Source organism: Microbulbifer weihaiensis, assembly GCF_048323715.1.
Classification (GTDB): Bacteria; Pseudomonadota; Gammaproteobacteria; order Pseudomonadales; family Cellvibrionaceae; genus Microbulbifer.
The window spans coordinates 91,755-103,740 of the sequence record NZ_JBLWFL010000008.1 but is presented as its reverse complement, the minus strand read 5'-3'; the positions used below and the strand labels follow the sequence as shown (position 1 = coordinate 103,740).

Annotated in this window: 13 protein-coding genes; 7 read left to right on the top strand and 6 right to left on the bottom strand. The window is 58.0% G+C overall.

Annotated features, from left to right (window positions below):
- Positions 1–29 precede the first annotated feature (29 nt).
- The 3 genes from ACNKU7_RS11810 (at position 30) to ACNKU7_RS11800 (ending at position 2,884) form a co-directional block, all read left to right on the top strand.
- The gene (locus ACNKU7_RS11810; RefSeq protein WP_418297189.1) at positions 30–800 is read left to right on the top strand and encodes an SDR family NAD(P)-dependent oxidoreductase; all 771 of its coding nucleotides are present in this window, start codon (positions 30–32) and stop codon (positions 798–800) included.
- Positions 801–838: 38 nt separating this feature from the next.
- Positions 839–2,002, top strand: coding sequence for a CaiB/BaiF CoA transferase family protein (locus ACNKU7_RS11805; RefSeq protein WP_418297188.1), 1,164 nt, complete (start codon positions 839–841; stop codon positions 2,000–2,002).
- Positions 2,003–2,092: 90 nt separating this feature from the next.
- Entirely contained in the window at positions 2,093–2,884 is a 792-nt protein-coding gene (locus tag ACNKU7_RS11800; RefSeq protein ID WP_418297187.1) for an enoyl-CoA hydratase/isomerase family protein, read from the top strand.
- Between the two features lie 166 nt (positions 2,885–3,050).
- On the opposite strand, the gene ACNKU7_RS11795 is transcribed toward ACNKU7_RS11800, so the two are convergent.
- Positions 3,051–4,091, bottom strand: a complete 1,041-nt coding sequence (locus ACNKU7_RS11795) for a phosphotransferase (protein ID WP_418297186.1) — start codon at positions 4,089–4,091, stop codon at positions 3,051–3,053.
- A gap of 23 nt (positions 4,092–4,114) precedes the next feature.
- Complete coding sequence (locus ACNKU7_RS11790; RefSeq protein ID WP_418297185.1) at positions 4,115–5,335, bottom strand: acyl-CoA dehydrogenase family protein; 1,221 nt, start codon at positions 5,333–5,335, stop codon at positions 4,115–4,117.
- A 166-nt stretch (positions 5,336–5,501) separates the two neighbouring features.
- Between ACNKU7_RS11790 and ACNKU7_RS11785 the strand changes: the two genes are divergently transcribed.
- Positions 5,502–6,422: a LysR family transcriptional regulator gene (locus ACNKU7_RS11785; RefSeq protein WP_418297184.1), complete on the top strand. Its 921-nt coding sequence runs from the start codon at positions 5,502–5,504 to the stop codon at positions 6,420–6,422.
- A 117-nt stretch (positions 6,423–6,539) separates the two neighbouring features.
- Positions 6,540–7,583 (top strand): isoaspartyl peptidase/L-asparaginase family protein, encoded by a 1,044-nt coding sequence (locus ACNKU7_RS11780; protein WP_418297183.1) that lies wholly within the window; start codon positions 6,540–6,542, stop codon positions 7,581–7,583.
- Between the two features lie 5 nt (positions 7,584–7,588).
- Here the strand turns inward: ACNKU7_RS11780 and tcdA are convergent, their stop codons facing one another.
- From tcdA to ACNKU7_RS11760, 4 genes are all read right to left on the bottom strand, one after another.
- Positions 7,589–8,380 (bottom strand): tRNA cyclic N6-threonylcarbamoyladenosine(37) synthase TcdA, encoded by a 792-nt coding sequence (gene tcdA, locus ACNKU7_RS11775; protein WP_418297182.1) that lies wholly within the window; start codon positions 8,378–8,380, stop codon positions 7,589–7,591.
- A complete protein-coding gene (locus tag ACNKU7_RS11770) occupies positions 8,367–8,813 on the bottom strand; it encodes a thiol-disulfide oxidoreductase DCC family protein (RefSeq protein WP_418297181.1) in 447 nt (148 codons plus the stop codon). Before ACNKU7_RS11770 ends, tcdA begins: the two co-directional genes overlap by 14 nt.
- Before the next feature lie 96 nt (positions 8,814–8,909).
- Positions 8,910–9,374 (bottom strand): FKBP-type peptidyl-prolyl cis-trans isomerase, encoded by a 465-nt coding sequence (locus tag ACNKU7_RS11765; protein WP_418297180.1) that lies wholly within the window; start codon positions 9,372–9,374, stop codon positions 8,910–8,912.
- A gap of 278 nt (positions 9,375–9,652) precedes the next feature.
- The gene (locus tag ACNKU7_RS11760; RefSeq protein ID WP_418297179.1) at positions 9,653–10,012 is read right to left on the bottom strand and encodes a globin family protein; all 360 of its coding nucleotides are present in this window, start codon (positions 10,010–10,012) and stop codon (positions 9,653–9,655) included.
- A gap of 431 nt (positions 10,013–10,443) precedes the next feature.
- Here ACNKU7_RS11760 and ACNKU7_RS11755 point away from each other — a divergent pair, with 431 nt between their 5' ends.
- Together ACNKU7_RS11755 and ACNKU7_RS11750 are read left to right on the top strand one after the other, a co-directional pair.
- The gene (locus ACNKU7_RS11755; RefSeq protein ID WP_418297178.1) at positions 10,444–10,863 is read left to right on the top strand and encodes an HIT family protein; all 420 of its coding nucleotides are present in this window, start codon (positions 10,444–10,446) and stop codon (positions 10,861–10,863) included.
- Positions 10,864–10,952: 89 nt separating this feature from the next.
- Positions 10,953–11,753 (top strand): GIN domain-containing protein, encoded by an 801-nt coding sequence (locus ACNKU7_RS11750; RefSeq protein WP_418297177.1) that lies wholly within the window; start codon positions 10,953–10,955, stop codon positions 11,751–11,753.
- Positions 11,754–11,986 lie beyond the last annotated feature (233 nt).

Genomic DNA, 11,986 nt, shown 5'->3' with positions numbered 1-11,986 from the left:
AAACCAGAATAAATTCGAGGGACAGAGCGATGGATATCAAAGGTAAAACAGCGATTGTGACAGGCGGCGCTTCCGGGCTGGGCCGCGCCACTGTGGAGCGATATATCGCCGATGGCGCCAATGTGGCCATTTTTGACCTGGATGAAAAAAATGGACTTGCGCTGGCAGAGGCTCTGGGCGAGCGCGCGATTTTCTGCAAGGTGAATGTGGCCGAGGAGGAATCCGTGGCCAGTGGCATTACCCGGGTAATCGAAACCTTTGGCGCCCTGCATATTCTCAATAACTACGCCGGCATAGGCCCCGCCTGTAAAACCTATGGCAAAAAGGGCCCGCACCCGTTGGATCTCTACATGAAGGTGGTGATGGTCAACCAGGTGGGAACTTTCAATGTGGCACGCCTCGCTGCCGAGCGCATGGCGGCGAATGAGCCAGTGAATGATGACGGCGTGCGCGGTGTGATCATCAATACTGCGTCCGTAGCAGCCTATGAGGGACAGGTTGGTCAGGTTGCCTATAGTGCCACCAAGGGCGCGGTGGTCGGCATGACCCTGCCAATGGCCCGGGAACTCGCGAGCTATGGCATTCGGGTAAATACCATCGTGCCGGGCCTGATCCACACGCCACTGTTTGAAACAGTGGAAGAGTCTTATTACAAATCCCTTGAAGCTTCGACAGTCTTTCCTCAGCGGCTCGGTAAGACCAGCGAAATCGCCGCGCTGTCGGCGCACATCGTGGAAAACGATTATATCAATGGTGAGTGCATCCGGATGGATGCGGCGATCCGCATGCAGCCGCGCTGAGTGAAGCATTTTCTAACGACTGAATGGTGGAGGCGGGTATGGGTGTCTTGAGCGGATACCGCGTCATTGAACTTGTGGGCATGGGGCCCTGCCCCATGGCGGGGATGTTGTTTGCCGATATGGGGGCAGAGGTCATCTGTGTCGACCGCAGCCTGAAAGCGGATCCCATGTACGTGAAGGATATGAGTAGGCGCGGCAAGAAGTCAGTCGTACTCGACCTGAAAAGTGACCGCGGACGCGAGGCGTTCCTGAAACTGGTGGCCAGTGCCGATGTGGTGATCGAGGGGTTCAGGCCCGGTGTGATGGAAAAACTCGGTATAGGCCCGGATGCGTGTCTGCAGGCCAACCCGAGACTGGTTTACGGCCGTATGACCGGCTGGGGCCAGGAAGGTCCGCTTGCAAACAATGCTGGCCACGATATCAATTACATTGCACTGACCGGAGCGCTACATGCTATTGGCCGGAAAGGAGAGCGGCCGGTTGTACCACTGAACCTCGTTGGGGATTTTGGCGGTGGCACCATGTTCCTGGTAACCGGTGTGCTGGGGGCACTGCTGGAAAGCAAAACGTCGGGCAACGGGCAGGTCGTCGATGCGGCCATGATCGATGGCGTGGCAAACCTGATGTGGATGTGTCACAGCTTCCATGCAGCGGGACTTTGGGATCTTTCCGAACGGGAAAACAATTTGCTCGATGGAGCTGCCTATTTTTACGATACCTATGAAACGAAAGACGGCAAGTACCTTGCGCTTGGCGCTATCGAACCGCACTTCTTTGCGCTGTTTGCTGAGCGGGCGGGACTGGATCCATCCCGGTTCACGGCAGCGGCGCAAGCGGATCGCAGCCAGTGGCCGGTACTGAAAGCGGAACTGGCTGAATGCTTTCGACAGAAAACACGCGACGAATGGAGTGCTTTGCTGGAAAACAGTGATGCCTGCGTTTCGCCGGTGCTGTCTGCGGACGAAGCCCCGCAACACCCGCACAACAGCAGCCGCGACAGTTACCTGCCCATCGACGGCTATCTGCAGCCGGCGCCAGCGCCGCGCTTCAGTCGAACCCCGTCAGTGGTGTTGCACGGCCGTCGCCAGCCGGGGGCGGATACCCGGGCTGTATTAATGGGGCTGGGATACTCCGAGGCTGAACTTCAGTCCCTGCAGGAACAGGGCGTGGCCGAAACATCCCCGGCAGCGGAATCCGTTTAAGCTGTTTGGAACTGACGAAAATAAATAACCAAAAATGTTCTGCAGAGGCAGTTTGGTTCTGCATGAACCCGTCTGAAAGAGGAACGCGCGATGGAAGCATTTGAAACGGTGCAGTATCAGGTGGATGACCAAGTGGCGACAATCACTTTGGATCGACCACAGGCGCGGAACTCGCTGAACCAGCAGCTGCGCCTGGAGTTGCGCCAGGCCGTAGAAAAAGCCAGTGCGGACGACGACGTACGCGCGGCGGTTATCACCGGTGCGGGCTCCGGTTTCTGTGCCGGTGCCGACCTGACAGAGCGATTGCCAGGTGCGGAGGAGAATGGCTTTGTCACCCGTATCCTGCACGAGGAATACCACCCGCTGATTTTGGCAATCCGCAACGCGCCCAAGCCATTCATCAGTGCGATCAATGGTGCAGCCGCTGGTGTCGGCGCTTCATTGGCCATGGCCTGCGACCTGATGCTGATGGCCGAAGACGCGTTCCTGTATTCGGCCTTTGGGCAGATCAGCCTGATTCCTGATGGGGGCTTTCACAAAATGCTGCTGGATCAGCTGGGGAGCAAGCGCGCCTATGAGATGATCGCGCTGTCGCAAAAGCTGGACAGTAATCGCTGCCTTGAGCTGGGGCTGGCCAACCGTGTTGTGCCGGCGGAACTGCTGCAGGAGGAAGCGCGAAGCATCGCGCTTAGCTTGTGCGCAGCGGCGCCTCTGACTCTGCAATATTCAAAGCAGGTGCTTCGTGACGCCCGCACCTTTGATCTCGAATCCGTTATGACACTGGAGGCGGAAATCCAGAATCAGATGTTTCGCAGCCAGGACTTCCGTGAAGGTGCCACGGCCTTTTTCGAAAAACGCAAGCCGGTGTTTGAAGGCTGCTGATGGACTCGGCTTAGGCAGCGTTACAGGGGCGTGGCCCAACTCCAAATTTTTCGAAATCTGTACTCCCTAAAGTGCAAGCAGCCCTGATGTCCGGCGCTGCCAGCACTCTCGCGACTATTTCCTTGAGGTGCTGGTGCGGGCCAGTGCCCGGGTCATGGTATGGTGTTTAAACTGAGGCTGCGGCTTCCGCGCAAATTTCCACTGCCGTTCGCGCGAGTGGTTGCACCAGCTCCCCCAGTTGTCGGGCTTTATCGCTGGAGGCATTACCGTCCAGTGCGCGCTTTTTGACGCCCTGCAAAATGGCGGCGAAACGGAAAAAACAGAAGCTCAGGTAAAAATTCCAGTGTGGGATGCTCTCGAGCTGCATGCGGTCGCAATACCAGCGTACATAGGTTTGTTCCGATGGCAGGCCTACTCGTGCACGGTTGATATTCCCGAGTCCGGCGAGGGCGCTGTCGTGGGGCATGCGGAGCTGCATGCACTGGTAGGCGAGATCAAACAGCGGATGACCGAGGGTGGATAGCTCCCAATCAACCACGGCCAGTACTTTAGGCTCGGTGGGGTGGAAGATCATATTGTCGAGGCGGAAATCCCCGTGCACCAGGGTGACCTTGCCATCATCTTCTGGCAAATTGAACTGCAGCCAGTCGATCAGGTAGTCCATGTCTGGCAACGGCTCTGTCTGTGACGCACGGTACTGGTCGCTCCAGCGTCTGATCTGGCGTTGATAGAAGTTGCCCGGACGGCCGAAATTTGAGAGATCCACTGCGGCCACGTCAACCGAGTGCAGGGCGCTTAACACCCGGCTCATTTCCTGATAAATGGCGCCGCGTTGCGGCTCAGACAATTGCGGTAGCGCCGGATCCCAGAAAATGCGTCCCTCGACGTATTCCATCAGATAAAAAATACTGCCTATTACTGACTCGTCTTCGCACAGGTGATACACGGCCGCTACCGGCACCTCGCTGCGGGCGAGGGCGGAAATCACCCGGAATTCCCGATCCACAGCGTGGGCGGATTTCAACAGTTGGCCCGGCGGTTTGCGGCGCAGGACATAGCGGCCACTGGCCGCTCGGATCAGGAATGTGGGGTTTGACTGGCCGCCGGCAAATTTCTCTGCCTGCAGGGGCCCGCGGAATCCCGGCACCTGATGTTCCAGGTAGGTGGCGAGTCTGTGCTCGTCGAAGTGAAAGTCCCGATGCTCCATCGTGTGATCCCCGCTGCCGGTGCCTACTCTGCGTACTGACCGATGATCTGTTTGCCCAGCGCCATCTGGTGTACCTGATCCGGGCCGTCCGCCTGGCGACACCAGCGCGCGTAGTTGAACGCTTCAGCCATAAAGTAGTCTTCGGTAAGGCCGCCGGCACCGTGCATCTGCATGCAGCGGTCGAGAATTTCCTGCACCATTTTGGGAACGCTGATCTTGCTTGCGGCGATCATATCGCGGGCCTCGCGTGCACCCACTTCGTCCATCTTGCGACAGGTGTCGAGCACCAGCAATCGAGCCATCTGTATCTCGGCAAAGCTGCGTGCAATATCTTCGCGCACGGATTGATGCTGGCTGAGTTTACGGCCGAAAGTCGTACGTGACTCCACACGCCGGCAGGTTTCTTCCAATGCGCGCTGTGCGGCGCCAATGAGACGCATGCAGTGATGAATGCGGCCTGGTCCCAGGCGCCCCTGGGCAATCTCGAACCCTCGTCCCTCGCCGAGCAGCACATTTTCAGCGGGCACGCGCACATCGTGAAAGCGGATTTCGGCGTGGCCGATGGGGGCATCGTCATAGCCCAGCGTGGTGAGTGGCCGTACCAGGGTGATGCCGGGAGTATCTTTGGGTACGAGTACCTGGGTTTGCTGCTTGTGGCGGTCGCGATTATGCGGATCAGACTTGCCCATCACGATCAGGATGCGGGTGCGCTCATACATAGCGCCGGTGATAAACCACTTGCGGCCATTCAGTACCCATTCGTCGCCTTCGCGCCGGATCTGCAGCTCGATGTTGGTGGCATCCGAGGAGGCCACCTGCGGCTCAGTCATTGCATAGGATGAGCGAATCTCGCCATTTAGCAGTGGCGTGAGCCACTGTTTCCGCTGTGCATCGGTAGCGTACTTCATCAGGACTTCCATATTGCCGGTATCCGGTGCGTTGCAGTTGAACACTTCCGGCGACCAGAGGACGCGTCCCATCTGTTCGGCCAGCGGGGCATAGTCCAGATTGCTCAGCCCGCCAGTCTCGCTGTACTGCGCATGTGATTTGGGAACAAACAGATTCCACAGGCCGGCTGCGCGGGCACGCTGTTTGAGTTCATCCATCAGGGGCAGGGGGGCGAAGCGGTTTTCAGCCTGGTTCAGTTGCTCGCGGTAGTGGTGTTCATTGGGGTAGATGTGTTCCTGGAAAAAATCCGAGAGCCGGGCCTGCAGGGTCATGGACAAATCGCTGAATGCGAACATGGGATTCTCCCGTATCGCCAATGAGACGGTGAAATACATTGACAGGGTCTGGGGAGAACTATAAAAAAACGGGCAGGATCAGCCTAATTTATTCGGGTGATCACCCTGCATAGATAAAAATGATACCGCGGTGTTGCAGTGCCTATCCTGGCCGGTGGAGGGAAACATGCGTCTGGATAAAGTCGATTTGAACCTGTTTGTGGTCTTCGACGCGCTCTACCGGGAGCGCAGCGTCACCAAGGTGGCGCAATTGTTGAGCCTGACCCAACCGGCGGTGAGCAATGCGCTGGGCCGGCTGCGCCAGACATTTGACGACCAGCTGTTTGTGAAGACCCGGGAGGGAATGACCCCTACGCTGGTAGCGGAAAGCGTGGTAGCGGATGTGCGCGAGGCCCTGGGGTTACTGGGGCGCAGTGTCGGCGTCAACGCACGGTTTGAACCGGCTCGTTCAGAGCGGGTGTTCCGTCTCGGAATGAACGACCTGGCCGAGTCGTTACTGCTGCCGCGACTGCACGAGGCGGTGCGGAAAGTGGCGCCGGGTGTCGGGATCACCAGCTATTACGTGGAGCGGGAAGCGGCTACCGCGGATCTCAAGGCCGGCAGCATCGATCTGCTGCTGGATGCTCCCGCGGTCAATGCCCGCGAGCTGGGCGTGCTGCCACTGGGCGACTTGCCCTACGTGATTGCGATGCGGGATGCGCACGCTTTTGCCGGGGAGGCTGTGTCACTAGAGCGCTACCTCGCGGCGGAACACCTGCATGTCTCCAGTCGGCGCAAGGGCCGCGGACATGTGGATATGGCGCTGCATGCACAGGGGCTTCGTCGCGATGTTGCCATGCGGGTACAGAATTATCTGGTTGCCGCACAGATCACCGCGGGCACCGATCTGTTGTGGACGGTGCCGCGTGTATTGGCGGAAGCCCTGCCACTGGCGATCTCTGAGCTTCCGCTGGCGGTGGAGCCGCTGCGCTGGAATTTATATTGGCACAGGAATGCGGAAAGTGATCCCGCCAACCAGTGGATGCGCAGCATGGTGGAATCGGTTGCGCAGTCTGTATTGCAGCGCCAGGTTTTTTCTGTCCGGTGAATTGCAGGTTGTGTGCTTGCATCACGACAATTCCCGCCAACATCACGCGTTGCCTTCGCAGGCACAATCGCATAATTTTCTTTGCTGTAATAATTCATAACGTAACGGGTGTATTCGATGGCTTTAAAGCAACTGCGCAAAATTTTGACGGCATCATTAATCGTGGTTTCTTCGCCACTGCTGGCGAACCAGGCCGACGATGCCAAATTCGCCATTGCCATTCATGGCGGCGCCGGCACAATCGAAAAATCCCGCATGACACCGGAAAAGGAGCGCGCTTACCGGGCCAAGCTCGAAGAGGCGATCAATGCGGGTTACACCATCCTGGAGAAGGGCGGGGCCAGCCTGGATGCGGTGGTGGCCGCGATCAATGTGCTAGAGGATTCGCCGCTGTTCAATGCGGGCAAGGGTGCGGTGTATACCTATGAAGGCGCGCATGAACTGGATGCGTCGATTATGGACGGACGCAATCGCCAGGCCGGCGCGGTAGCTGGCGTCAAGCGCATCGCAAACCCGATCAACCTTGCGCGCATGGTGATGGAGGATTCTCCCTTCGTGATGCTGTCTGGTGCCGGTGCAGAATCTTTTGCCGAAAGCCGCGGTGTGCCACTGGTCGACAACAAGCTTTTCGACACTGATGAGCGGCGTCAACAGCTGGATAAGGCAAAGGAGAAGCTCGATCGTGAGAACCGGCAGGACAAGGACTACCGGGCGGCGGTTGAGTCGCTGCCGGTGCCGTTCCGAATGGGCACTGTCGGCGCTGTGGCGCTGGACAAGGCCGGCAACCTGGCCGCGGGAACCTCCACCGGAGGCATGACGGCGAAACGCTATGGACGTATCGGTGATGCACCGGTGATCGGGGCTGGCACTTTTGCCGACAACCGCTCCTGCGCGGTATCGGCCACCGGGCACGGTGAGTACTTTATCCGTTACAACGTCGCTGCGGATATCTGCGCGCGTGTGCAATACCAGGGTAAGTCGATCAGTGACGCGGCCGATGAAGTGATCAACGGCGTGCTGTTGCCAGTAGGCGGCACCGGTGGGGTCATCGTACTGGATGTGAACGGCAATATTGCGCTCACGTTCAATACCAAAGGCATGTACCGCGGCAGCCGAACGTCCAACTCGCCAGTGAATGTGGCGATATTCGGCGATAACTGATTGCGCTATTTCAGCAGGCGTTCAATCGCCTTGGCAGCGGCGACAAAGCCGAAGGTGCCGGTCACCATTGTGGCGGCACCGTAGCCGCCGCTGCAATCCAGCTTTACGCCATCCTGCATGGCACTTTTCTGTTGACACACCTCGCCATCCGGTTGTGGATACACCATAGGCTCACCGGAAAATACCGCATCCACTCCAAACTGCCGCTTGCTGGACTTCTGGAAGTTGTGGAAGCGATACAGGTGCTGACGCACTTTGGCGAGCATGGGGTCGTTGTGGGTGCGCCCGAGGTCGGCAGTGGTGATTTCTGCAGGGTTTTTCTTGCCGCCGGCGGAGCCCACGGTAATTACACGCAGCTTGCGCGCTTTACAGTAAGCGATCAGTGCCGCTTTGACACGGGCGTTGTCGATGGCATCAATGACGATGTCAATCGGTTGCTGTTCCGGATCCAGCAGCGTGGCGAAATTGTCACTGGCGATAAAGTCTTCGTGCGTTGTAACGCGGATCTCCGGGTTGATTTGCATCAACCGGTTGGCCATCTCCGCAACCTTGATTTCGCCAACTGTGCCAGCGAGGGCGTGAATCTGGCGGTTGGTATTGGTGATACAGATATCGTCCAGGTCAATCAGGGTAAGGTGACCGACGCCACTGCGAGCCAGTGCTTCGGCGGTCCAGCTGCCGACGCCGCCGATCCCGATCACCACCATGTGGGCACCAGCCAGTTTTTCCAGTGCTGAAGCACCGTACAGCCGGCCGATGCCGCCAAAACGTTGCAGGTAGGTATCACTCAAACTCATGGGATTGCAGATCCGTAATCTCTTCCAGAAACCATTGTTGTTCACGGGTGGTCGGCAGGCGGCATGCCGGTGGCCGGCCGAACAGCCGGTAGCGGTTTTGCGCCACCAGGTCGTAAATCCTGTCGCGCAAGGTGACCGGCAACAGGCCAAATACCCGCATCCAGCGCCAGGGCGCTGGCAGTTGCGCGATGACATCGAGCGCCGCCTCGCTGCGAAAGCGGGGCTCCCAGCCGTGCGCGCCGCGCACTAGATAAATCATGCTCAGGTAATTGTCCAGAGGCTGATCCAGTTTGCGCAGTAAATACTGTCCCGCAGGTGACTGGGCGCGGCACAGGGTAAATTGGTGGTGTTGGTCATGCCGAAGGATAAATCGGCTCCAGCCATTGCACAGGTTGCACTGACTGTCGAACAGAATAAGGTGGTTGGGAATCATGTTGGCTGCCGCAGGTCGCGGGCAATCCGGTAAGCTGTGGGGTAATTCGGAAGATGTTCGGTTCGCGGAGCAGCACAGGCTGCTCCGCGATGTCCTTTAGTGGACGTGACCGTGGTCGATCTCTTCCGGGGTGGCTTCACGCACGGAAACCACTTCCACGTCGAAGTGCAGCTCAACGCCGGCCAGCGGGTGGTTGCCATTGATGGTAACCTGGTCGCCGTCGACATCGATGACTTCAACTTCGATCGGGTGACCTTCGGTGCTCTGTGCACGGAATGCCATGCCCACTTCCAGCTTCTCCACGCCGCCGAAAGCGCTGCTCGGCAGAGTCTGGATCAGCTCGGGGTTCTGCGGGCCGTAGGCCTCTTCCGGAGCAATCACCACGGAGAACTTGTCACCTGCGCTCTTGTCCAGCATTTCCTTTTCCAGGCCCGGGATGATGTTGCCCACGCCCTGCAGGTACTTCAGCGGCTGTCCGCCTTCAGAGGTATCGATCACGGTACCTTCGGCGTCTTTCAGGGTGTAGTTGATCTCCACAACACTGTGGTTGGCAATTTTCATTGGCAGTCTCTTGTTTCTTGAGAATGTTTGGTAGCGCTTACCGCTTACAGACAGGAAGGCAAACGGGGGAATAAGGCTGTGTGAGCGGCCATTGTAGGGGTGGGGTTGGTCGCTCGCAACCGACAGCGCCAGAGAGTGGTGGGGATGTGGCCGGAAACCCGCCCTGTTCGGGATGGATGTACGGGGCATCTGGGGATGCCCGCGCCCTGAATCTGCAGTCTCTGGCCGTAGGGCTGGGGTGATTGCGCGATCGACCCCAGTCACAGGCTTAACCGGACTCAACTGGCCATGGATAGTGGCTCGTCACAGTTCTCATACAGTTCGCCGACGGTGCGCACCAGTTTGTCACTGAGGTCGGGGCTCATCTCCAGTTCTTCCAGACGCGCTTGTAGGTACTCGAGAAGCGCTTCAAACAAAGCGGGGTTCAAGCCTTGGGCAAGGAAGCTGGCGCGAGAGCTATATACCGGCTCCGGCTGGGCGGACAACGCGTGGCTCAGAAACTGAACCTGGCGGCTGTTTTGCTTGGCGTGATCACTGCTATCTGAAGGTGCGAGGTGCTTACCGATGGCTTGGTAAAACTCGCATACGGTGCGGTGAACAAACTGATGTCCCCCCATTTCATCCAATAGGCTGCTCATAATGTCCCCCTGAGACAGGTGTTTTTTGTATATCCGTATCTTTTATGTGGCTATCGCGGGTTGATTCGGCGACCAAGCACGTCGCCAATGCCTGAATGTTTAAGTTTTGATATGCACCGTGAGTGCCAAGTCTGGAACCCAGTTGTTCCGGGGAGGTTGTACACCCAGATGCCGATAGCAGGCGGCCCGATAGCCTGTCTCGTCACATGGGCGGCAAGAGTACGGGATGCCCAAGGAAGTGCCAATGACCGGCCATAAATTTGTCACGGACTTCCTCGGGTAGCATGATGTTGTGTAATAGGGCGCAAGCGCTGGCAGCGAATGCTTCCGCTGACTGATTGGCCACTGTTAGACTAGTCGAAAATCAGCGTCCGGCATCCTAGGGTGATCGGCGTACTTTTTCCGCCAAACACTAATATCCGAGGGAATACATGGCGAGCATCTTCACCAAGATCATTAACGGAGAACTACCTGGTCATTTTGTGTGGCGCGATGAGGTGGCTGTGGCGATTATGACGATTGCGCCGGTCCAGCCTGGTCACTGCCTGGTGATTCCAGTAGAGGAAATCGATCACTGGGACGATGTGCCCGCTGATATCTCCGCCCACCTGATGTCAGTGGCGCGGAAGGTGGCGAAGGCACAAAAGAAGGTTTACCAGCCGAAACGCGTTGGCATCATGGTTGCGGGCCTGGAAGTGCCCCACACCCACTACCACCTGATTCCGGCGAACGAGATCACTGATCTGGACTTTGCCCTGCAGCAGCCCGCAGAAGCGGAGGCGCTGGCAACCGAGGCGGCCCGGCTGCGCGAGGCGCTTGCCGAACTGGGGTACGCCAGCGCTGAAGAATGATTGCGCACGGAAACATTTCTTTGCCTCCGGTGCATCCAAATCGCGCACTTGCCACATCATACCGGTATACGACAACACAGGAACGCAGCATGTTCAGCAAAGCCCGATTCGCCGCCTTACTTGCGGCATTCATAATGTTGGTTGCCGGGGTGGCTCAGGCCGATGGCGCGAGCAATAGCTCCTCGCGAAGTTTTCCGCTTGAGGGATTCACGGCGATTGCGTTGAAAGGTAGCTCTGACCTGGTGGTGGTTCAGGGAGATCACTTCGCGGTGACTGCGAGTGGGCCTGAAGATGCCATGCAGTTCGCCAAGGCGGTAGTCGACGGTGATACCCTGAAACTTTCGGTTGAGGCAGAGAAAAAATTCCTATTCGGGGTGGTTACCGTGAGCTCGGAGCCAGAGGTGCGGTTTCAGGTAACGCTGCCAAAAATTTCAGCACTGCGTGTTACCGGCTCCGGCGAAGCGAGCGCGGATGCACTGGAAAGTGAGCGCCTGGAATTAAGTGTTACCGGTTCAGGAGTCATCCGTATTGACCGGGTGGCGGCTGAAGAGCTCGATACAGCGGTAACCGGTTCAGGCGATTTGCTGGTCGGTACGGTCCTGGCGGTACGCGGTGCGGCAGGGATTACCGGGTCTGGCGACTTGCGAATCGATAATTTTGTCGGTGAGCAGCTGGCAGCGCAGATCAAGGGTTCCGGTGACATGGTGATCGGCGGCAAGGTGGTTGACTTTGATATCACCATAATGGGATCCGGCGACTTCGTCGGCCGCACCCTGAGCGCGCAGAGTGCCGGTGGTACCGTGATGGGATCTGGAGACATCGTGCTGCGGCGCCCGGCTCGCGAATCCTTCTCGGTCATGGGCTCTGGTGACATTGCACTGGTTGAGTAAGCCAGCCCTGATCTCTGTGGAGGGAGCGGTGGGTAATAAACATCCATCGCGCCAATCTTCCCGGAGATTTCGCAAAACGCGAGCCCCAAGGGCTCGCGTTTTTTTTGTCTCTACGGATGGCTTTGGCCTGTGGAGGCGCTAAGGCTAGACTTGTTGGGAATAAGCGGTCACAGTCAATTCAGTAGTGCCTGCAGTGCGCGGTGGCCGCCGACGCCTGCTGGCGTGCAAGGCGC